Below are 22,917 nucleotides of genomic sequence, written 5' to 3'. Positions count from 1 at the left end.
TGGCCGAGGCGTGGAAGGAGTGTGGTCGAAGTGTGGCCGAGCAAAGAGGTGTTGCGGGTCCCGTTGCCCGGTGAGCGGGTGCAAATCACCCTGGATGCCATGGCTCGGCAAAGCCTGTGCCAAGGAATTTATCTACCAAGTTCCCTTCTTAAGGGGGCAGTTGGGGCAGATGAGATCTTGATGAAGGCTGTGTGCGGCCTTACTTTCCTCCCTTGTTGATCTGTGTGGAACCTGGGGGATGGGGGCGGGGTTTGTGATCCGGAACAGAGCCGGGCGAAGACTGGGCGTGTTGCTCGTGTCAACGGCCTTGGTATGCGGCGTGGTTCAGGCGGGCGGTACCGCCTTTGCGGCTGACGGGGATCTGCTGGGCGGTGGCACGCCCGAGTCGGCGCGATCGGTGGCTTCGGCGGAGAAGTCCGAGCCGTTGAGCGAGGCGGAGGCCTCGGCGAACGACGGGAGTTCGGAGTCGACGAAGGCGGCCAAGGACGCGCTCGCGGCGGCCGAATCGACCGGCGTGCAGGTGGAGGTGCCGGCGCTGCGTACCGAGTACGCGACGACGTACGCCAACCCGGACGGGCTCTCCTTCACCCTGGAGAACTCCGCCGTCCCGGTGCGGGTGAAGACCGACGACGTCGATGACAACGATGGCTGGGTGACGCCCGACGCCACGCTGGAGACGCGCTCGGACGGGTCGGTCGGCCCGAAGGCGGCGGCCGTCGACATCGCCTTCTCCGGCGGCGGCGACGGTTCCGACCTGGTGTCCGTGACCCGGGACGGGCGCGCACTGTCCCTCGGCTGGCCCGGTGAGCTGCCCGAGCCGACGCTCGACGGGGACTCCGCGCTGTACAGCGAGGTCCTGCCGGGTGTGGATCTGAAACTCACCGCGTCCGTCGAGGGTTTCCGCGAGGTGCTGATCGTCAAGTCGGCGGAGGCGGCGGCGAGCGACGAGCTGGCCAAGGTGTCGTTCGGGCTCGACACGACCGGACTGGACGTCCAGGAGACCACCGACGGCGGCATGCAGGCGGTGGACGGGGACGGTGTGTCCGTGTTCCGCTCGCCGCAGGCGCAGATGTGGGACTCGGCGGGTGACGCTGAACAGTCGTCGGCCAGCACGCAGTTGATGACCGCCGAGACCGCGAGCGCGACCGAGACCGGGACCGAGACCGCGACCGAGGAAGAGGACGCCGCCGAGGCCTCCTCCGACCCTTCCGACGGCCCCTCCGACGGCTCCGCGCTCGCTCTCCTCCCCCTCGACGTCACCGACGACGAGCTGACCCTCACCCCCGACGCGGACCTCGTCGAGAGCGCGACCTACCCCCTGTACATCGACCCGACGGTCACCTGGTCCGAGGCCGAGCGCACCCTGCTGCGCAGCGACGGCTACGCCGACTACGCCTGGACCAACGGCGATGACGACGAGGGCAAGGGCATGGGGTACTGCGGTACCTATGTCACCGGCGGCTACGCGTACTACTGCGGCTCGGGCTACAAGCAGCGCCTGTACTTCGAGTTCTCGCCCGCCTCCCTCAAGGGCAAGTCGATCCTCGACGCGACCTTCCGGGTGACGGAGAGCTGGTCGATGTCGTGCACGGCGTCCTGGGTGGACCTGACCCGCACGGACGGTATCTCGTCCTCCTCCGACTGGCCGGGTCCCACACACCTGGACCTGATGGTCGACCGTTATGTGTCGGCCGGCCGGGGCAGCGCCTGTGACCCTTCGCAGCCGAACGCGGCGATCGAGTTCAACGACAACGCCGACGAAACCAACGAGAACCTCACCTCCACGGTGAAGAGTTTCGCGGCGGGCAAGTTCTCCCGGCTGCCGCTGATGCTGCGGGCGCACGACGAGACCGACCCCAACTCCTGGAAGCGGTTCAAGAACGACGCCGTGCTGTCGGTGAAGTACGTGGGTCTGCCGGCCACGCCGACCGGGGTCGGCATCGTCACCGGGGACGGCACGGTCTGCGAGAAGGACGCCGACGACCCGGCGATCGTCTCGGACCCGACGCCGTCGCTGGCGGCGACCGCGCAGACCAAGTCGGGCGGCGAGAACGACGCGAGCCTGCGGATCGCCTTCGACCTCGACCAGCAGGCCGCCGGCAGCAGCACCTGGTCGGACACGACCGCCGGCAACGGGGACGTGCGCCCCTCCAGCGGTTACGCCGGTGACAACACCAAGGTGACGCTGGCCTGGTCGACGCTGAGCGAGGACGTGCTGTACCGGTATCGGGCGTGGGTCCGCTCGTACTACAACGACGGCGACAGCTATCTGGCCGGCTCGTCGAACGCCTCGACCACCGGCTGGTGCTACTTCCAGGTGGACCCGACCCGCCCGTTGAAGCCGACGGTCGCGATCGCCTCGCCGTACTCGGCGTGCACGACCAACGCGTGCGCGTCGGCCGGTGGCCCGGGGATCGCGGCGTCGTTCACGTTCGGTCCGGCGGACGGTGACGAGAACGTGGCCTACCAGTACAAACTGTCGACGGACACGGCGTGGTCCTCCGCGATCAGCGGGAGCAAGGTGACCGCGTCGGTGACCCCGGACGAGGAGGGGACGTACCGGCTGTACGCACGGGCCCAGGACAGTCTCGGCCGGTGGGGCGCGCAGAACCTGATCGACTTCAAGGTCTCCGACGGCGAGGCGCCGCAGGCCGAGTACCACTTCGACGAGACCTCGGGCGCGGCGATCGACTCGGGCACCGGAGTGGACGCCGACGCGGACAACCTGACCCTGTCGTCCACGGGTGCCACCCGTGACACCCGCGCCCGCCGGGGCACGGACGCGGACACCGGCGTGGAGGACACCAGCCTGCTCCTGGACGGCAGTTCGGGGTACGCGGCCACGAGCAAGGCGGTGCTCGACACCAGCGGCAGCTACACCGTGTCGGCGTGGGTGCGCCTCGACGACATCAGCAAGCCGCAGATGCTGCTGTCGCAGAGCGGCTCGCTCCACAGCCCCTTCTATGTCCTGTACAACGCGACATCCAGCCGATGGGGCATGGTCACGGTCAGTTCGGACACCGCCGCCGCCACCTCCTCGTACTCCTACATGGCCGCGCCCACGGCCGCGAACCGGTGGACCCATCTGACCTTCGTGCGCAACGCCACCACCAAGACGATGCAACTGATCGTCAACGGGCGGTGGTACATCGAGAAGACCGCCACCGACGGCTGGACCTCCTCGGGGAACCTCCAGATCGGGCGGGGGCTGCTCGACGGGTCGTACCAGTACCCCTTGGACGGCAGTGTCGACGAGGTCAAGGTGTGGCAGCGGGCGCTGAGCTTCTCCGAGATCGCCCGGGACGCCCGCGCGCTGAACCCGGCGACGGGTGACCAGTACGCCGAACTGGCCGCGCACTGGGACGCGTCCACGGCCGCCACTGGAGCCACGGCCCTCTCCGACGCCTCCGGCTACGGCCGCACGCTCACCGTCTCCGGCGGCGCCACCACCGACGGCGAGGCCGTCGTGCTGGACGGCACCGACGACGCCGCCTCCTCGGACGGAGTCGTGGACGACACGGGTTCGTTCACGGTGACCACGGTCGTCAATCCCGATCTGGAGGCGCTCGCCGCGAAGGGCACGGGGTACGTCGCCCAGGTCGTCGGCAAACGCGACAAGGACGCCACGTCGAACTGGGGCGTCTTCTTCGAGGTGACCGGGAAGACGACGGTCGCCGTCGAGACCACGGACGGCGACATCGTGGAGAAGACGGTCGCCACGGGCCTCTGGCACTTCGGCCGCTACAACGACGACGGCACCTTCACCTCGCAGGTCAGCGAGGAGGCCACCACCGACAGCGGCGAGGTCCGCATCACCGGCGTCTACAACGGCCAGGACCGCACGGTGTCGCTGTACCTCAACGACAACCTCCAGTACACGACGGTGTCCTACTCGACGGACTTCAGCGCGGAGACCCTCGCGGTCGGCAACGGCTACACCGCCGGTGTCTGGGGCCACTGGCTGCCGGGCGCGGTGAGCGAGGTCCGGCTGTGGACCGGCGCCGCGTCGGACACCGACCAGATCACCTCGATGCTCGGCGAATAGCGCGAACAGCGCCTGCCGCGCCGACGGCGCGGACAGCGGCGGCCGGACGGTGGTGCCCCCACACCATCGCCCGGCCCCGCGGCGCGGCACTTCCTTGATCTCTTTCACGTGACACGACGGGGCTACGACGTGAGATATGGCATGCGCACATCACTCAGATGGCGGCGGACCGGACTGCTGGGCGTCACCGGGGCCTTGATGGCCTCGCTGCTGACACCGGTGGCTTTCGCGGCGGACGCGGATCCGTTGGGCCGGCTCGCGACCCAGAAGGAGCGGGTCAGCGAGGTCTACGAGGTCAAGGGCCTCGGCGCGAAGAAGGCGCGGGCGAAGGTCGCCGACGCCAAGGCGGAGAACCAGGCGCAGGCGAAGCGTGCGCGCGCCGAGCAGAACGCGACATGGCCGAAGGCGGGCGAGGCCGCGCTCGACCTCTCGACCGGCAAGGCGGTCGAGGCCGAGCCGGGTGGTCTGCCGGTGACGGTCGAGGCGGGGAGCGGTTCCGCCACCGTCGAGGTCCTGTCCCGCGAGGCGACCGAGGCGGCCGGGGTCTCCGGTGTCCTGCTGTCGGTCTCCGGTGACGGCAAAGCGCAACTCTCCCTCGACTACGGCGAGTTCGCCTCCGCGTACGGCGGTGGCTGGTCCGGCCGCCTGCGTCTGGTCGAGCTCCCGGCATGTGCGCTGACGACACCGGAGAAGGCGAAGTGCCGAGAGCAGACCCCGCTCGACTCGGCCAACGACATCAAGGCGCAGGAGCTCTCGGCGACCGTCGATCTGACCGGCGGTGACTCCGGGGTCTCCACCCAGCTGGTCCGTGAGGCGAGCACCGCCTCCGCGACGGTCCTGGCCGTGACGGCGGCCTCCGGCGAGTCCGCGTCCGGCTCCGGTGACTACACCGCGACCCCGCTCTCGCCCTCCTCGACCTGGTCGGCGGGCGGCTCCTCCGGCTCCTTCACCTGGTCCTACGACATGGCGGTACCGCCGGCCGCCGCCGGTCCCGAGCCCGGTCTGACGCTGTCGTACGACTCGGGCAGCGTGGACGGCAAGACGGCGTCCACGAACAACCAGGCCACGCAGATCGGCGAGGGCTTCGACCTGACGTCCTCCTACATCGACCGCAGCTACGGCAGCTGCGACGACGACGGGCACGACGACAAGTACGACCAGTGCTGGAAGTACGACAACGCCTCCCTCGTCCTGAACGGCAAGTCGTCGGAGCTGGTCAAGGACGACACGACCGGTGAGTGGCGGCTCAAGGACGACGACGCCTCGACGGTCACGCACTCCACGGACGCCGACAACGGCGACAACAACGGCGAGTACTGGACCGTGGTGACCGGCGACGGCACCAAGTACGTCTTCGGCCTCAACAAGCTGTCCGGCGCGGGCGACGAGCGCACCAACTCGGTGTGGACGGTCCCGGTGTTCGGCGACGACTCCGGTGAGCCCTGCTACGACGCGACGTTCGCGTCCGCGTACTGCACGCAGGCCTGGCGCTGGAACCTCGACTATGTCGAGGACACGCACGGCAACGCGATGTCGTACTGGTACACCAAGGAGTCCAACTCCTACGCCAAGAACGGCGCCGACACCGCGACGGCCGGCTACACCCGTGGCGGCTACCTCACGAAGATCCTCTACGGGCAGCGCTCCGACACCCTCTTCACCGCCGACGCCTCCGGCAAGGTCACCTTCGACTACAGCGAGCGCTGCACCGCCGACGACTGCTCGTCGCTCACCGACGCCACCTCCGACAACTGGCCGGACGTCCCGTTCGACGCGATCTGCGCGGCGGACGCCGACTGCGAGGAGAACGCGTCCCCCGCGTTCTTCACCCGCAAGCGCCTCACGTCCGTCGACACCTACTCGTGGTCGGCGTCGAGCAGCGCGTACACGGCCGTCGACTCCTGGAAGCTGACGCAGGAGTTCCTGGACGGCGGGGACATCGGGGACACCTCCGACCAGACCTTGGTCCTCAAGTCCGTGGCCTACACGGGCAGGAACGGTGACGATGTCTCCCTGGACCCGGTGACCTTCACGTATCAGATGCGGGAGAACCGGGTCGACGCCACCGACGACATCCTGCCGCTGACCCGGCCGCGCATCGAGACGATCACCTCCGAGACCGGCGCGATCACGGACGTGACGATCTCCGAGCCCGAGTGCGTGCGCGGTTCGAACATGCCGGCCGCCGAGGACGACAACAGCCTGTCCTGCTACCCGACTTACTGGAACATCAACGGCGCGGCGGACGCGTCGATCGACTGGTTCCACAAGTACCGGGTCACCGCGGTCACCACGGCCGACCCGACCGGGCAGAACGAGGCGGTCGAGTACTCCTACACCTACGCGGACCCCGCCTGGCACCACAACGACGACCCCTTCACCCCGTCCGACGAACGCACCTGGTCACAGTGGCGCGGTTACCGCAAGGTCACCGCGTACACGGGCGCGTCCGATGTCACGCAGTCCAAGACGGTGTCGCTCTACCTCCAGGGCATGGACGGCGACAAGACGGACTCGGGCACCCGCTCGGTGACCGAGGGCGGCATCGAGCTCACCGGACTCACGGTCCCGGACATCACCGACTCCGACCCCTATTCCGGGTTCCTGCGCGAGCAGATCACCTACAACGGCTCGACCCCGGTCTCGGTCGCGGTGAACACCCCGTGGAAGTCCAAGACGGCGACCCAGCACAAGAGTTACGCGGACATCGAGTCCTACTACGTCCGCACCGCTCAGACCGCCACCCACACCTACCTCACCGACACGGCCACTTGGCGCACGTCCGCCACCGAGACGACGTACGACGACTACGGCATGGCGACGACCGTCCAGAACAACGGGGACACGGCCGTCGACGACGACCAGACGTGCACCCGCACCTGGTACGCGCGCAACGACGCGCTCGGCATCAACTCCCTTGCCTCCCGCACCCGTACGGTGGGCCGGGTCTGCTCGGCCGCCGAGACGGACCTGTCCCTGCCCACGAACAGCGACAGCCGCGGTGACGTGCTCGCCGACACCGCGGTCGTCTACGACAGCACCTCCGCCACCGCCTGGACCGCCTCCCAGACCCCGACCAAGGGCGAGGTGTCCTGGACGGGCCGGGCGACCGGCTACCCGGCGACCGCCACCAGCGGCGAGCGGAACCCGAGCGGTTGGCAGACGACGGCCAAGTCGACGTACGACGCGCTCGGCCGGGTTCTGACGTCCACCGACGCGGCGGGCAACACCACGACCACCGCGTACACCCCCACGGCCGCCGGCCCGCTGACCCGCACCAAGGTCACCAACGCCGCCGGGCACTCGGCCTACACCTACACGGATCCGACCACCGGCCAGCCGGTCAAGATCTACGACGTCAATCTGAAGAAGACCGAGCTGACGTACGACGCGCTCGGCCGGCTCACCGCCGTGTGGCTGCCCAACCGTTCCAAGGACGCTCAGAGCGCCAACACGACGTTCGCCTACCACGTCAGCAAGGACGAGCAGTCCTGGACGTCGACCTCGACGCTCAAAGCGGACGGAACGTCGTACGACACCACCTACACGATCTACGACGCGCTCCTGCGTCAGCTCCAGGTCCAGTCCCCGGCGGCCACCGACGGCCGCCTGCTCACCGACACCCGTTATGACACACGGGGGTTGGCGTACGAGACGTTCGCCGACATCTACGACACCACCAGCGAGCCCAACGGCACCTACACCCGCGCCGAGTACGGTGAGGCGCCCAGCCAGACCGAGACCGTGTACGACGGTGCCGGACGGGCGACGAAGGCCAGTTTCCTGATCGGCGGGGTCGAACAGTGGTCGACGTCCACGACGTACACCGGTGACTCGACCGCCACTTCGGCCGTCGAGGGCGGTTCGGCGACCCGGGTGATCACCGACGGGCAGGGGCGGATCACCGAGCGCCGGGAGTACTCGGGCGTCTCGCCGGCGGCCGGCACCTACACGTCGACGAAGTACACGTACACGCGGGACGGTCAGCAGAAGACCGTCACCGGTCCGGACGGCGAGCAATGGTCGTACGGCTACGACCTGTTCGGCCGGCAGACCTCGGCGACCGACCCCGACACCGGCACCACCGACACCACCTACACGTCCCTCGACCAGATCGAGACCACGACCGACGCGGCCGACGAGAAGCTGATCTACGCCTACGACAAGATCGGCCGTACGACCGGGGTGTGGCAGACGTCGAAGACGGACGCGAACAAGCTGACCGCGTACGCCTACGACACCCTGGCCAAGGGCCAGTTGGACTCGACGACCCGCTATGTGGGCGGCACCGGCGGGGACGCCTACACCGACGCGGTCGTCTCCTACGACAGCCTCTACCAGGTCACCGAGTCGACGTTCGGCCTGCCTTCCGACGATGCCTTCGTCACCTCGGGCGCGGTCCCGTCCGCCACGCTGACCTTCAAGACGGACTACAACGTCGACGGCTCGGTGGCCTCCAGCTACGAGCCGGCCGCGGGCGGTCTGGACGACGAGTACGTCTCCACCACCTATACCGACTCGGCCCTGCCCAAGACCGTCTCCGGCACGTCGGGTTACCTGCTCGGCGCCTCCTACTCCGCGCTCGGCCAGACCGAACAGCTCACCCTCGGCGCGTCGGCCGCCGCCAACACCCCGAAGGCGTATGTCACCAACACCTGGGAGGAGGGCACCAACCGGCTCACCGAGTCCCATGTCACGGACACGGCACACTCCTACATGCTCCAGGACCTCCAGTACGGCTACGACGACGCCGGCAACGTCCTGTCCGTCTCCGACCCGACCCTGCTGGGCGGCACCACCGAGGCCGACCACCAGTGCTTCGCCTACGACGGTTACCAGCGGCTGACCGAGGCCTGGACCCCGAAGACCGCCGACTGCGCCACCTCCGGCCGCACCACCGCCAACCTCGACGGCGCCTCCCCGTACTGGACGTCGTACACCTACGACGACGCCGGACTGCGCCAGTCGGAGACCGAGCGGACCGCGACGACGTCGACGGCCCAGACGTACTGCTACGACGCCGACCGCCCGCACGCCCTGCTCGCCACCATCACCGGCGGCACCTGCGCGAGCGCCTCGGACGAGTACGTCTACGACGACACCGGCAACACCACCACCCGTCCCGACGGCACCGCCACCCAGACCCTGACCTGGAACAGCGAGGGCAAGCTCGGCACGCTCACCGAGGCCGGGACCGCGACCGGGTACCTGTACGACGCGGACGGCAACCTGCTGGAGCGCCGGAACCCGACCGGCGAGAGCGTCCTCCACCTCGGCGCCACCGAGGTCCACTACAACGCGGCCACCGGCGACATCTGGGGCCAGCGCTACTACACGGCGTCCGGCACCACCATCGCCGTCCGCACCAATGAGTCCGGCACCGAGAAGCTGTCCTTCCTCGCCGGTGACACACACGGCACCTCCACCCTCGCGCTCGCCGCCGCCGATCTCGCCGTCACCAAGCGGTACTTCACCCCCTTCGGGGAGACCCGCCAGGGCGGCACCGGCACCTGGACGGACGACAAGGCCTTCCTCGGCATGACGGCCGATGACGCCACCGGGCTCACCCACATCGGGGCCCGCGAGTACGACGCGTCGATCGGCCGGTTCATCAGCGTCGACCCGAAGCTCACCCTCGACCAGCACCAGTCCCTCAACGGCTACAGCTACGCCAACAACACCCCGGTCACCCTGTCCGACCCGACCGGCCTCGAAATCGGGTCGAGGCCCAACTCCTGCCAGTACTCCCTGGCCAACTGCTCCAAGAAGGTCCAGAAGTCCGTCGGGTACGACGCCACGACCGGACTCGCCGACCCGGCCAGGGCGACCAAGAGCGGCACCGCGTCCGTCCTCAGCTCCGGTGGCCTGTTCGGGGACACCGACCTGGCCACGCCCGGGCCCTACTTCGATCCTGCCTGGGCCAACGATCCGGAGGTGCGGAACTGGGCGGCCAGCAACCAGAAGGGTCCACTGGCCAACGCCCTCTACGGTATCGGCCTGCCCGTCGCCAGTGTCATCGACGTCGCCAGCATCTTCTTCACACCCGCGTGCATCGTGGAGGACCAGTGCCTCGCCGACAAGTACCGGGCCTGGGGCAAGGAGCACGGGTTCAACCCCGACGCCAATTCGGCCGGGGTCGGCGCGGCGGCCGGTTCCTTCATCGGCCCGCTCGGCAAGGGCGGTTCCGGTCCCAAGGGCAAGCCGGGTCCGCCGAAGCCAGGACCGCTGGGCGGTCTGCCGGCGGCCGGGACGATCTCCCCGAAGGCCGTGCGATTCACGCAGGATAGTATCGGCGCGAAATTCAGCGACGGAAGGTCGGTCGCCGAGGTGATCGACGACCTGAAGTTCGGGCGCACCAACGCCGGTGACATTCCGCCCATCAAAATCTTCGAAAGAGACGGAAAGAAGTACACCCTCGACAACCGCAGGCTCTATGTGTTCCAACAGGCCGGTGTCGATATCCGGTTCCAGCGGGCCACGGCTGCCGAGGTGGAGAACCAGTCGTGGAAATTCACCACGAAGAATGACGGCACTTCGATCGTAGTGAGGGGCAAGTAGTGGCACGGCTGGCGGACAAGGTGCGTGAACTGCGCACCAGAGACGACCTGGTGGCCTTCCTGCAACTGGCCGCGGAGGACCTCGCTGCGCATCCCGAGAACTGGGAGAACGACTCCCTGCCCGCCTTCCTGGAGGCCTGGGCCGCCTGGCTGAACGACTGCCCCGGATGGTTCCGCAACAACGGGCAGGAAGTGCCGGAATCGCCGAGCTGGAAATTCATCGGCGACATGGTGATGGCGGCTCGCGTCTACGAGTGAGACAGGGACAATGCGGCGGCGGAGCCCCACCGGGCCCGCCGCCGCACCTCACGTCACCTCAGCTCACCGCACCGCCCACGTCAGTTCACATTCACCGCACTCCAAGCCGCCCCCACCGCCCCGTACTCCGCACTCCCCGCCCCGTACAGATCCCTCGCCGCGTTCAGCGTCGCCGTACGCGCCCCCGCGTAATTCGTCGAGGACGTCATGTAGACCGTCAGCGCCCGGTACCAGATCGCCCCGAGCTTGGCCCGCCCGATCCCGGTGACCGTGGAGCCGTTGTACGTGGGGGAGTCGTAGCTGACGCCGTTGATGGTCTTGGCGCCGCTGCCCTCGGCGAGGAGGTAGGCGAAGTGGTTCGCGACGCCGGAGGAGTAGTGGACGTCGAGGTTGCCGACCGAACTGCTCCAGTAGTCCGCGGAGTTGCCGTCCTTGGACGGCTTGTCCATGTAGCGCAGGGCGTCCCGTCCGAACCCGGACCGCACGATCTTCTCGCCGATGAGGTAGTCACCGGCGTCGGAGGCGTTCGCCGCGTAGAACTCGACCAGGGTTCCGAAGATGTCGGAGGTCGCCTCGTTGAGCCCGCCCGACTCACCGGAGTACGTCAGCGCGGCCGTCTTCGAGGTCACGCCGTGCGACATCTCGTGCCCCGCCACGTCCAGCGAGACCAGTGGACCGAGCTGGGTGCCGTCGCCGTCGCCGTACGTCATGCAGAAGCAACTGTCGTCCCAGAAGGCGTTGTTGTAGCTGTTGCCGTAGTGGACGCGGTTGTAGGACCCCTTGCCGTCGCCCGCGATGCCGCTGCGCCCGTGCACGTTCTTGTAGTAGTCCCAGGTGACGTCCGTGCCGTACTGCGCGTCCACGGCGGCCGTCGCACGGTCCGAAGTCGCCCCCGTGCCCCAGTGGTTGTCGGTGTCCGTGAAGACCGTGGAGGGTGCGCGGCTGATGCAGATGCCGAGGATGCACAGGTCGGTCTTGTTCGCCGCGTCACCCGTGTAAGTGTTCCCGCGCGTCGCGTCCTTGAGCTGGTACGTCGATCCCGACAGGGTCGTCTCCAGCGGAACCGTCCCGCCGTACAGCGACTTGCCGTCACCCGTAGCCGTCTCGATCGTGTCCCAGGCGTCGATCTGCGCCCCGGTGCCCGCGTCGGTGAGCACGGTCCGCCCGACGGGGTTGCCCGAGGAGTCCTGCGCGACGACGTCCGTCTGCCAGACCAGCTTCGGCGCGCCGTGCAGGGCGTCGACGACGAGCTTCGGCTTGGCCGTCAGCTTTCTCAGGGTCTCGCCGAGGTTGACGGCGCGCAGCGCGTTCGCGGCGAGGTCGGCGGCCTTGGGGGCGGTCAGCGCGGGGGTGACCGACGACAGGGAGATGGCTTGCCGGGTGGCCCGGGAGGCGCTCCGGTAGGAACCGTCGGAGGCGAGGTGGACGACGAAGTCCCCGCCCAGCACAGGGAGTCCGCGATACGTGCGGTCGTAACGGACGTGCTGCGCACCGTCCTTGTCGACCACCACGTCCCGCACCTTCGTGCCCTGCGCGGAGGTGAGCCCCAGCTTCGCGGCCCGCGCCACGAGTACGTCCGCCGCGTTGTCGATCGCGGTGGCCCGGGTCGGTCGGTCGGCCGCGTCGGCGGTCGGGGTGAGTGCGGCGGCGACGAGAGCCGCCGCAGTGACGGCCATACCAGTGCGAACAGGACGTATCCGGCGCATCTGTCTCCTTGGGAAGGCGCCTTCAGGCGCGTGGGGGGAACTGCGAGGAGCGCGCGTGCTGCCTGAGATTTAAGGGGCCATGACATGTCATGTCCATAGGGCGTCTGTGCACGTACGGAGCCGGTGTGTGAGGAGTGAGAATCGTTTCTGTGAGACTCCCGTTCTTCGTCTACGGCACCCTCCGCCCCGGAGAGCCCAACCACGACGCCTTCCTCCGCGGCCGCACGAGCACCGAGGAGCCCGCACGCCTCGACGGCGCAGCGCTCTACGACGGCCCCGGCTACCCCTACGCCGTCGAGGCCCCCGGCGCGGGCCCGGTACACGGCGAACTCGTCACCGCCCTCCCCGACGCGTACGACGCCCTCCTCGCCGCCCTCGACCGCCTGGAGGACTACGCCCCCGGCGACCCCCGCAACCTCTACGAACGGGTCCGGCGCGACGTCGCCCGCCAGCCCGACGGCACCCTCGTACCGGCCTGGGTGTACCTCGCCGCCCCCACCGTCGCCACCGAACTCCGCACCCACGGACGGCTGATCAGGGGCGGCGACTGGCTGCTCCACGACCGAGGCGCCTTCGGCGGCTGAGCCGTGTGGGCTACGGGCCCGTGCGGCACCCCCGTCCACCGCACCACGGCTGCCTACCCTCCCGCCATGAACGGCAAGAAAGACACAGACAGTGACATCACCCGACGCCGCGCCCTCGCGCTGAGCGGCGTCGCCGCCGGTGCCGCCGTGGGCTTCGGCGTCACCTCGTGCTCCTCCGACGACGACACCGACACCCAGGCGGCCGCGTCCGGCGCGGCCTCGGCCGCCGCGTCGGGGTCCGCGTCCGCCGGTGCCTCCTCCGACCTGTGCGTCCTCAACGGCAGCGTCACCGAGGGCCCGTACTACCTCGACGGCGCCCTCTTCCGGAAGAACATCACCGACGGCAAGGAGGGCGTCCCCCTCACGGTGAAGCTGACCGTCCTCGACCAGACCGACGGCTGCACCCCCGTCAAGGACGCCGCCGTCGAGATCTGGCACTGCGACGCCTGGGGCTACTACTCGGGTTACACCACCGCCAACCCCGGCGGCTCGGCCCCCGCCGAGAGCGAGGACACCAGCGGCGCCGACGACAAGACGTATCTGCGCGGCTACCAGACCACCGACGGCAAGGGAGTCGTCACCTTCACGACGATCTTCCCCGGCTGGTACACCCCGCGCGCCACCCACATCCACGTCAAGGTGCACACCGGCGGCAAGAAGGCCGACGACACCTACGAGGGCGGCAAGGTCAACTGGACCGGCCAGCTCTTCTTCGACGACAAGTACGGTACCGAGGTCTACAAGACGGAGCCGTACAGCCGGCACACGGGCACGGTCACGAAGCTCGACGACGACATGGTGTACGCGGGCGGCGGCGCCAAGGACGGGCTCATGACCCTCACCGGCTCCGTGGACAAGGGGTTCACGGGCACGCTGACCGTCGGCATCGACCCCGACAAGGAGAACACCGGCGCGGGCAGCGGAGACGGCGGCAGCCCGCCGCCCGGCGGCGACGGCAGCGCCCCGCCGGAGCCGCCGAGCGGACAGCCGAGCGCGTCGGCCTCGTAAGCGCCGGCGGCCTAGGCGAGCCGCACCAGCACCATCCCCGGCGTCGAGTCCAGCCGCACCCGCAGCCCGCCGGTCGCGTCCCACTCCGCCATCGCACCCCCGGCGGCATGCAGCACCTCCGCCCGTACGCCCTCGGCCCCCGCCAAGTGGCGTACGGGCAAGGTCAGTTCACCCACCCCGCCCCGGCGCCACACCGACACATACGTAGCCCCCTCCACCGGCGTCCGCAACCCCAGCGCGACCCACTCGTCCGCCCAACCGGGCAGCCCCAGCGGCCAGAACGGCACCGCCGTCCGCAGCTCCGCGCGGATCGCCTTGTACGTCGCCACCGCGTCCCGCACCAGGCCGAGTTGACGTTCCGACATCTCATCCAAGTGTCCGGAGAGATGCACCCGGCCGAGCAGCGCGGTCCCCAGTGTGAAGCCGATCTCCGCGTCCGCGTAGGACGGTTGCGGATACGCCCACACCGCCCCCTGCTCCGGCGGCACCACCGTCGGCGCGGCGGCCGCGATCGGCGGATAACGGACCGGATCCTGCTGGTCGGAGGTCGACTGGAGCTGGGTGACGGACAGCGAGGCCCCGTCCATCCGCATCCCGCCCGAGGCGCAGTTCTCGATCACGAGGGACGGATAACGGTCGAGGACCGCCGCCACCCACGCCCGCCACGCCCGCGTGTGCTCCAGCAGCCCCGGCGCCGACGTCGTGATGTTGTAGTCCAGCTTCAGATAGCCGACACCCCACTCGCCGACGATCCGGTCGACCGTCTTGTCGAGGTGCGCCCGCGCCGCCGGATGCGTCAAGTCCAGCTGATGCCGCCCCTGTTCGGTGACCCGGCTGCCGTCGTCGTGTCGCAGGAACGCCGCGTCGGGCAGCTCCACGGCGACCGGGCTGCGCACCCCGACCACCTCGGGCTCCAGCCACAGCCCCGGCACCATCCCGCGCTCCCGGATCCGCTCCAGGACCACCCCGATACCGCCGTCCCCGGGAAACCGCCGCGCGGACGGCCGCCAGGCACCGACACTGTCCCACCAGCCCCCGTCCGCCGTGTCGTCGTACCACCCGGCGTCCACACAGAAGTACTCCGCGCCCGCCCGGGCCGCCGCGTCGATCAGCGGCAGCAGCTTCTCGGTCGTCGGGTCGCCCATCAGCGTGTTCATGTAGTCGTTGAACACGACCGGCAGCCGCTCATGGTCCGGGTGCGGACGCCGTACCAGCCGGCGGTACGACGTCAGCGCGGCCAGCGCCCCGTCGAAACCGTCCCCGAGCGCCACGGCCGCGTACTCGGAGAGGAACTCCGCGCCCGGCGCCAGCACTTGGCGCCACCCGTGGTCGTCGTACGTCGGCCCGCCCACCCCGAGATATGTCTGCCGGGCCGGTGCCTCGCCCGCGTCCCACACCCACCCGGCCGCCGACTCGGCCTGCCACAGCCAGCAGCGCCCGTCGGTACGGTCCTCCAGCGCGCCCATGGCCAGATGCCCGTCCGTCGGCCAACTCCCGCGCCCCACCAGCCGCAGCGCCGCCCGCGCGTCGTGCTCATGGACGTCCCGCCCGATGTCCGGCACGGAGTCACGCAGCGCCTCCCCGTACCAACGGCCCTCCGCCAGCCAGTCGTTGCGCGCCCGATGGACGTCCAGTACGTCGGGGGAGGGCAGCCCGGCGAGGAGCAGGCTGCCGACGGAGCGCACGGTCAGCTCCCGGGAACCGTCGTTCCGCAACCGCACCCGGGACCGCAGCACCGCCACCCCGTCCGGCGACGCGTACTCGGCGAAGGCGGTCAACCCGCCCGCCGGATCGTGGAGTTCGACGCTCAGATGGTGCCAGCCGTCGCCGTACGTGGCGTGGTGCGCCCGATAGCGCAGGCGCGGTCCGAGCGCCGTACCCCGGAAGCGCGGACCCGACCATCCCGTACCCGCCCCGAGCAGCGTCAGGTCGACCAACGGGAGGGTGCCCGGCGGTGGTTCGGGATCGTCGGGGCGGGCCATGCCCAGCATGCGGGGCGAGTCACCGCCCAGGTCGAAGTCGACGGTGAGCGCGGAGTGGCCCCAACGGTAGCCGAAGTCCCTTGTCATCGCGGCCAGCGTACGGCGGCGCGGCTACGACTTCACCGCCTCCAGCCGTACCGCGCACGCCTTGAACTCCGGCATCCGTGAAGTCGGGTCCAGCGCCGGGTTGGTGAGGGTGTTCGCGCGCCCCTCGCCCGGCCAGTGGAAGGGCATGAAGACGGTGTCGGGACGGATCCCGGTGGTGATCCGGGCCGGTGCCACGGCCCGCCCCCGCCGGGACACGACCGCCACCGGGTCGCCCTCGGCCGCGCCCAGTCGCGCCGCCAGCCTCGGGTGCAGCTCGACGAACGGGCCGGGCGCGGCGGCGTTGAGCTCGTCGACGCGGCGGGTCTGGGCGCCGGACTGGTACTGGGCGACGACCCGGCCGGTCGTGAGCAGCACCGGGTACTCGTCGTCCGGCTCCTCCGCCGAGGCCCGGTGGGAGACGGGGACGAAGCGGGCGCGGCCGTCGGGGGTGGCGAAGCGGTCGAGGAAGAGACGGGGAGTCCCGGGGTGCCCCGCCTCCGCATCGGCGTCGGAGTCCATGTCGGAGTCGGCGTCGGCGTCGGCCGTGGGGCACGGCCAGAACACCCCGTTCTCCTCGGCCAGTCGACGGTAGGTGATCCCCGAGTAGTCCGCCGGACCGCCCGCGCTCGCCCGCCGCAGCTCCTCGAAGACCTCCTCGGGGTCCGTCGGGAAGCCCTTCTCCACGCCGAGCCGGCCGGCCAGTTCGTGCATGACCTCCAGGTCGCTGCGGACCCCCTCGGGCGGGGTGATCGCCCGGCGCCGCAGCAGCACCCGCCCCTCCAGGCTGGTCGTGGTCCCCGTCTCCTCGGCCCACTGGGTGACCGGCAGGACGACATCCGCGAGCTCCGCCGTCTCCGACAGTACGACGTCACAGACGGCAAGGAAATCAAGGGACTTGATGCGCTCCTCGATATGCGCGGCGCGCGGCGCCGACACCACCGGGTTGGAGCCCATCAGCAGCAGCGACCTGATGTCGGCACCGAGGGCGTCCAGCAACTCGTACGCACTGCGGCCGGGCCCGGGGAGGCTGTCCGGGTCGACGCCCCACACCTCGGCCACATGCCGCCGCGCGGCCGGGTCGTCCAGCTTGCGGTAGCCGGGCAACTGGTCGGCCTTCTGGCCGTGTTCGCGCCCGCCCTGCCCGTTGCCCTGCCCGGTGAGGCAGCCGTATCCGCTCAGCGGCTTCCCCGCCCGCCCGGTCGCCAGGCACAGGTTGATCCACGCGCCCACGGTGTCCGTGCCCTTGCTCTGCTGCTCGGGCCCGCGCGCGGTCAGCACCATCGCGGACTCCGGCTCGCAGAACATCCGTACCGTCTCCCGGAGTTGCGGCACCGGCACCCCGGTGATCCGCTCCACGTACTCCGGCCAGTGCGCCATGACGGCGGCCCGCGCGTCCTCCCAGCCGGCCGTGCGCTCACGGACGTACTCCTCGTCGACCAGCCCGTCGGCGACGACGAGGTGCAGCAGACCGAGCGCCAGCGCCAGATCCGTGCCCGGGCGGGGCATCAGATGCAGGTCGGCCTGTTCGGCGGTCTTCGTGCGGCGCGGGTCGACGACGATCAGCTTGCCTCCGTTCTCGCGCAGCTCGCTGAAGAAGCGCAGCGAGGGCGGCATGGTCTCGGCGAGGTTGGAGCCGACAAGGATCACACAGCCCGTCTTCGGGATGTCCTCCAGCGGGAACGGCAGCCCCCGGTCGAGCCCGAACGCCTTGATCCCGCCCGCCGCCGCCGAGGACATGCAGAAGCGGCCGTTGTAGTCGATCTGCGAGGTGCCGAGGACGACCCGGGCGAACTTGCCCAGCGCGTACGCCTTCTCGTTCGTCAGGCCGCCCCCGCCGAACACCCCGCACGCGTCCGGACCATGCTCCGCACGCGTACGCCGCAGTTCCCCGGCGATCCGGTCCAGCGCCTCGTCCCAGCCGGCGGGCACCAGCTTGCCCTCGTGCCGCACCAACGGGGAGGTCAGGCGCACCCGGGACGAGAGCACCTGGGGCGCTGTCCGGCCCTTGCCGCACAGCGCCCCCCGGTTCACCGGGAAGTCCGCGCGCTCGGTGACCTCCACGCCCCCGTCCGGGACGGGCGTGAGATTCATCCCGCACTGCAGGGCGCAGTAGGGGCAGTGGGTGGGCGTCGCGGAGTTCTGCATGCTCCTCAGCGTGCTTCCGCCGTGTTACGTGCGCGGCGGCTCCCTGTTACACGGGCGGCACGGCGACCTCCCCGCCGCACCCCGGGCGCGGTGAGGCGCGCAGCTCCCCACCGATGAGTCGCCGCCGGCCGGTGCGTGAGTTGCCGGTGTGATGAAAGACGTCACATGTGGCGCGTTCCGTTCCTTCGATGGCCGGTCACGCCTTGTTGAGAGTTGAAAAACCGGGGCTACAGTCGAGCGCGGATCCAGCTTGGCGCCAGGCATTCCCCACTCGCGAAAAGCCAGCCAGGAGGTTCCCCCAGCATGCCCCTGCGCCATCTGAGCCCCCGCGACCAGCACCTCTTCCGGCAGTACGGCCACGGCCCCGCCGTCCCCGTCCCGGACCCGCTGATCCACCACGCCGTCGCCCGGCGGGCCGCGGCCACCCCGCACGCCGTCGCCGCCGAACACCTCGGCGCCCGGATCACCTACGGCGAGCTCGACCGGTACGCCGACGCCCTCGCCGCCCGTCTGCTCCGCGAGGGCGTACGCCCCGGCGACCACGTGGGCCTCTTCGTCCGCCGCTCGGTCCCGATGCTCATCGGCCTGCTCGGCATCCTGAAGGCGGGCGCCGCCTACGTCCCCCAGGACATCGGCCTGGCCCCCGCCGCCCAGCTCGCCCATGTCATCCGCACCGCCCGCACCCGGGTCGTGATCACGGTCGCCGAGCACGCCCACCGCGTCCCCCTCCCGCCGGGCCACCACCTGATCGCCCTCGACGAGCCACTGCCGTACATCCCGGCCCCGCGCACGGACCCACGGGCCGGACAGGACATCCCGGTCCGCCCCGACGACGGCTGCTACGTCCTCTTCACCTCCGGCACCACAGGGCGCCCCAACGGCGTCAAGGTCACCCACCGCAACGTCGCCAACATCCTCCTCACCGCCCCCGGCGACCTCGGCATCCGCCCCGGCGACCGAGTGGCCCAGCTCCTCAACATCGCCTTCGACATGGCCGCCTGGGAGATCCTCGGCTGCCTCGCCCACGGCGGCACCCTCGTCATCCGCGGCAAGGACATCACGGCGGCGGCCCGCACGGCGGACGTCATCGTCGCCACCCCGACCGTCCTGTCGGGCATCGACCCGGCGGTCTGCCCGCGCGTCCGCACGGTCGCGGTCGCGGGGGAGCCCTGCCCCCGCCCCCTGGCCGACCGCTGGGCCCGCCAGGCCACCTTCTACAACTGCTGCGGCCCGACGGAGACGACCATCGTGAACACGATGAGCCGCCACGACCCCGCATCGGAGTCGCTCACCATCGGCCGCCCCACCCCCAACAACACGGTCTACGTCCTCGACGCCGACCTCCGCCCGCTCCCCATCGGCGAGGTCGGCGAGATGTGGGCGGGCGGCGACTGCGTCTCGGCGGGCTACCTGGACAACGACCGCCTCAACGCGGAGCGCTACGCCCCCGACCCCTTCCTCGGCGCCGGCCACCGCATGTTCCGCACCCGCGACCTCGGCCGTTGGGCCCCCGACGGCGAGCTCGAACACCTCGGCCGCACCGACGACCAGGTCAAGGTCCGCGGCTTCCGCGTCGAACTCGACTCCGTCTCCTCGGTCCTGGAGTCGGTCGAGGGCTGCCGCCGCGCGGTGACCCTGAAACAGGACGCCCGCACCCTGGTCTCTTTCGTCACCCCGGCCGACGTGGACCCCGACACGGCCCGGCGCGCGGTCGCGGAGGCGCTGCCGTACTACTGCGTGCCCGAGAGTGTCATGCCCCTGACACACCTACCGGAGACCGACCGGGGAAAGATCGACAAGGCCGCCCTGCTGCGGCTCGCGGAGGAGCGCACGGTGGTGTCCCGATGACGACCTCACTGGAACGCCGGTCCACCGACCTGCCCCCGCTCACCTCCCGAGCCCGCCGCCTCCTGAAGCACCCGCGACTTATGCACTACAACCGCCTGGCGGCCCTGGTGCTTCTGGTCAACATCGGCTACCTGTACGCGAGTTGGACCCCGTCACCGCGCACGATGGCACACGCGGCCCTCGCCAACCTGGCCCTCGCGATCCTCGTCCGCCAGCAGTACGTCATCAACGCCCTCTTCCGCCTGGCCACTTGGCCCTCGCCGAACTGGCCGCTGAAGATCCGCTGGACGCTCGGCAAGGTGTACCACTTCGGCGGCCTGCACGTGGGCGGGGCACTGGCGGGCACGGCATGGTTCCTGGCCCTGACGATCAGCACGTCCAACAGGACGTTAATGACCGTCGGTTGGACCCTCCTGTCCCTCCTGGCTCTCATCATCGCCACCGCCCTGCCCCCCTTCCGCTCCCGCCACCACGACCACTTCGAGAAGATCCACCGCTTCGGCGGCTGGACGGCCCTCGCCCTCTTCTGGACGCACACCCTCCTCTCCGCCCCGGGCCCGGTGGAGGTGACGGTCCTGTCGGTCGTCACCTTCAGCGTCGCCCTGCCCTGGCTGCGGCTGCGCAAGGTGGACGTACGACTGGAAAACCCGTCCCCGCACGTGGTGTTGGCCCGCTTCGATCACGGCGAGACCCCGTTCGCGGGCTCCTCGACGGCCGTCAGCCGCAGCCCCCTGAAGGAATGGCACTCCTTCGCCAACGTCCCGGCCCCGGGCGAGCCGGGCTTCCGCCTGACGATCTCCCGGGCCGGCGACTGGACGGGCGCCTTCATAGACGACCTCCCCGACCGCGTCTGGGTGAAGGGCATCACCACGGCCGGGGTCGCCAACATCGAGACCCTGTTCAAGAAGGTGATCTACGTGGCGACCGGCAGCGGCATCGGCCCCTGCCTGCCCCACCTCCTCGCCGCCGAGGTCCCCTCCCGCCTGGTCTGGGCCACCCGCGACCCCCGCACCACCTACGGCGACGCCCTCGTCGACGAGATCCTCGCCGTCCAGCCGCACGCCCTGATCTGGGACACCGGCCGCGACGGCAAACCCGACATGGTGCGCCTCGCCTACGCCGCGTACCGCGACTTCGGCGCCGAGGCGGTGATCTGCATCAGCAACAAGAAGCTGACCTGGCAGGTGGTGGAGGGCCTGGAGCGGCGGGGGATTCCGGCGTACGGCGCGATCTGGGACTCGTAACACTCATACGGGAGACGACAGATGACCAACACCATCAAGACCGAGCGCTACGGCCGTGTCGTGGCCGTACGCCTGCACCGCCCCCACGTCCACAACGCCCTCAGCGGCGAACTCCTCGCCGAACTCCTGGACACCCTCCGCCCGTTGGACGAGGACCCCGAGGTCGGCTGCTTCGTGGTCACCGGCTCGGAGAAGGTCTTCGCGGCCGGCGCCGACATCAAGGAGATGGCGGGGCGGACGGCCGTGGACATGGCCGTGGAGGACTACTTCGCGGCCTGGGAGGAGTTCGCGGACCTCCGCACCCCGAAGATCGCCGCCGTCAACGGCCATGCCCTGGGCGGCGGTTGCGAACTGGCGATGATGTGCGACCTGGTGATCGCGGGGGAGTCGGCGGTCTTCGGGCAACCGGAGATCAAGCTCGGCGTGATCCCCGGCATCGGCGGCACCCAGCGCCTGACCCGCATCGTGGGCAAGGCCAAGGCGATGGACCTCGTCCTCACCGGCCGCACGATGGACGCGAGGGAGGCGGAGAGCGCTGGCCTGGTCTCCCGGGTCGTCCCCGACGACCACGTCGTCCCGCAGGCCCTGGCGGCGGCACGGACCATCGCCTCGTACGGCCGCACGGCGGTCAGAGCCGCCCGCGAGTGCGTCAACCAGTCCCTGGAGACGGGCCTGCGCGACGGCATCCGCTACGAACGCCGCGTGTTCCACGCCCTGTTCGCGACCCACGACCAGAAGGAAGGCATGGCGGCCTTCCTGGAGAAACGCGCCCCCCGCTTCACCGGGCGCTAGCGAGCGCCTGACCCACCCCCGGTTCCTTCGGACCGAGGAACCGGGGGTCGGGCTCGAACACCGCGTCCAGCGCCGCCTTGCCCGCCGCGAGGACCTCCCGCGCACCGCCGTAGTACCAGGTCACGTCGTGCTTGGCCTCGACCCCGACGCCGTACGAGCTGATCCCCGCCTCCTCGCACAGCGCGACGGCCCGCCGGATGTGGAACCCCTGGCTGATCAGCACGGCCCGGTCGACCCCGAAGATCTTCTTGGCCCGGACACAGGAGTCCCAGGTGTCGAACCCGGCGTAGTCGCTGACGATCCGCTGGTCCGGCACCCCGCGCTCGGTCAGATAGGCCCGCATGGCGTCGGGCTCGTCATAGTCCTCGCGGCTGTTGTCACCGGTGACGAGGACGACCTCGATCCGCCCCTCGCGGTACAGCTTCGCCGCCGCGTCCAGGCGGTGGGCGAGATACGGCGACGGCTCGTCGTTCCACAGCCCGGCACCGAAGACGACGGCGACCTCGGTGCGCGGCACGTCCGCGGTCGTGCGCAGCCGGTCACCCGTCACGACGTACATCCAGGTCGCCGGAAGCAGGGCGAGCACGCACCCCGCCATCACGGCCTGCACCAGCCGCCGCTGCCCGGTACGGGTGCGGGGGATACGTGGCCTGAACGTCGT

The 22,917-nt window shown here is 70.2% G+C and carries 12 protein-coding genes; 8 read left to right on the top strand and 4 right to left on the bottom strand.

The features are described from left to right. The first annotated feature begins 319 nt into the window (after positions 1-319). The 3 genes from ABZ928_RS45625 to ABZ928_RS45615 all read left to right on the top strand — a co-directional run bounded on the left by ABZ928_RS45625 (position 320) and on the right by ABZ928_RS45615 (position 10,860). On the top strand, positions 320-4,045 hold the full coding sequence (locus ABZ928_RS45625) for a LamG domain-containing protein (RefSeq protein ID WP_361533307.1): 3,726 nt from the start codon (positions 320-322) through the stop codon (positions 4,043-4,045). Positions 4,046-4,186: 141 nt separating this feature from the next. Beyond that, complete coding sequence (locus tag ABZ928_RS45620; protein ID WP_361533304.1) at positions 4,187-10,603, top strand: RHS repeat-associated core domain-containing protein; 6,417 nt, start codon at positions 4,187-4,189, stop codon at positions 10,601-10,603. Beyond that, positions 10,603-10,860 (top strand): hypothetical protein, encoded by a 258-nt coding sequence (locus ABZ928_RS45615; RefSeq protein WP_361533301.1) that lies wholly within the window; start codon positions 10,603-10,605, stop codon positions 10,858-10,860. Before ABZ928_RS45620 ends, ABZ928_RS45615 begins: the two co-directional genes overlap by 1 nt. A gap of 80 nt (positions 10,861-10,940) precedes the next feature. Here ABZ928_RS45615 and ABZ928_RS45610 read toward each other — a convergent pair whose 3' ends face one another. After that, positions 10,941-12,536 carry a M4 family metallopeptidase gene (locus ABZ928_RS45610; protein ID WP_361533298.1) on the bottom strand — a complete coding sequence of 532 codons (1,596 nt, stop codon included), beginning with the start codon at positions 12,534-12,536 and terminating at the stop codon, positions 10,941-10,943. Between the two features lie 179 nt (positions 12,537-12,715). Between ABZ928_RS45610 and ABZ928_RS45605 the strand changes: the two genes are divergently transcribed. Together ABZ928_RS45605 and ABZ928_RS45600 are read left to right on the top strand one after the other, a co-directional pair. Then, the gene (locus tag ABZ928_RS45605) at positions 12,716-13,150 is read left to right on the top strand and encodes a gamma-glutamylcyclotransferase family protein (RefSeq protein ID WP_361533295.1); all 435 of its coding nucleotides are present in this window, start codon (positions 12,716-12,718) and stop codon (positions 13,148-13,150) included. 66 nt (positions 13,151-13,216) lie between these two features. Further along, on the top strand, positions 13,217-14,158 hold the full coding sequence (locus ABZ928_RS45600) for an intradiol ring-cleavage dioxygenase (protein ID WP_361533292.1): 942 nt from the start codon (positions 13,217-13,219) through the stop codon (positions 14,156-14,158). 11 nt (positions 14,159-14,169) lie between these two features. Here ABZ928_RS45600 and ABZ928_RS45595 read toward each other — a convergent pair whose 3' ends face one another. Together ABZ928_RS45595 and ABZ928_RS45590 are read right to left on the bottom strand one after the other, a co-directional pair. Then, a complete protein-coding gene (locus ABZ928_RS45595) occupies positions 14,170-16,227 on the bottom strand; it encodes a glycoside hydrolase family 36 protein (protein WP_361533289.1) in 2,058 nt (685 codons plus the stop codon). Between the two features lie 24 nt (positions 16,228-16,251). Beyond that, positions 16,252-18,372, bottom strand: a complete 2,121-nt coding sequence (locus ABZ928_RS45590) for a molybdopterin oxidoreductase family protein (RefSeq protein WP_361533286.1) — start codon at positions 18,370-18,372, stop codon at positions 16,252-16,254. Positions 18,373-18,675: 303 nt separating this feature from the next. Here ABZ928_RS45590 and ABZ928_RS45585 point away from each other — a divergent pair, with 303 nt between their 5' ends. Genes ABZ928_RS45585 through ABZ928_RS45575 form a run of 3 tightly spaced genes read left to right on the top strand, consistent with a single transcriptional unit; the run spans position 18,676 to position 22,256 of the window. Continuing rightward, positions 18,676-20,220 (top strand): amino acid adenylation domain-containing protein, encoded by a 1,545-nt coding sequence (locus tag ABZ928_RS45585; protein WP_361533283.1) that lies wholly within the window; start codon positions 18,676-18,678, stop codon positions 20,218-20,220. Then, positions 20,217-21,464 (top strand): hypothetical protein, encoded by a 1,248-nt coding sequence (locus tag ABZ928_RS45580; protein ID WP_361533280.1) that lies wholly within the window; start codon positions 20,217-20,219, stop codon positions 21,462-21,464. Before ABZ928_RS45585 ends, ABZ928_RS45580 begins: the two co-directional genes overlap by 4 nt. A gap of 21 nt (positions 21,465-21,485) precedes the next feature. Beyond that, entirely contained in the window at positions 21,486-22,256 is a 771-nt protein-coding gene (locus ABZ928_RS45575; protein WP_361533277.1) for an enoyl-CoA hydratase-related protein, read from the top strand. Here ABZ928_RS45575 and ABZ928_RS45570 read toward each other — a convergent pair. After that, positions 22,243-22,854, bottom strand: coding sequence for an ElyC/SanA/YdcF family protein (locus ABZ928_RS45570; protein ID WP_361533504.1), 612 nt, complete (start codon positions 22,852-22,854; stop codon positions 22,243-22,245). The two genes, ABZ928_RS45575 and ABZ928_RS45570, sit on opposite strands and share 14 nt — an antisense overlap. Positions 22,855-22,917 lie beyond the last annotated feature (63 nt).

The sequence above is a fragment of the Streptomyces sp. NPDC046909 genome, from assembly GCF_040644695.1.
GTDB lineage: Bacteria > Actinomycetota > Actinomycetes > Streptomycetales > Streptomycetaceae > Streptomyces.
This window is presented reverse-complemented; position numbering and strand designations above follow the sequence as displayed.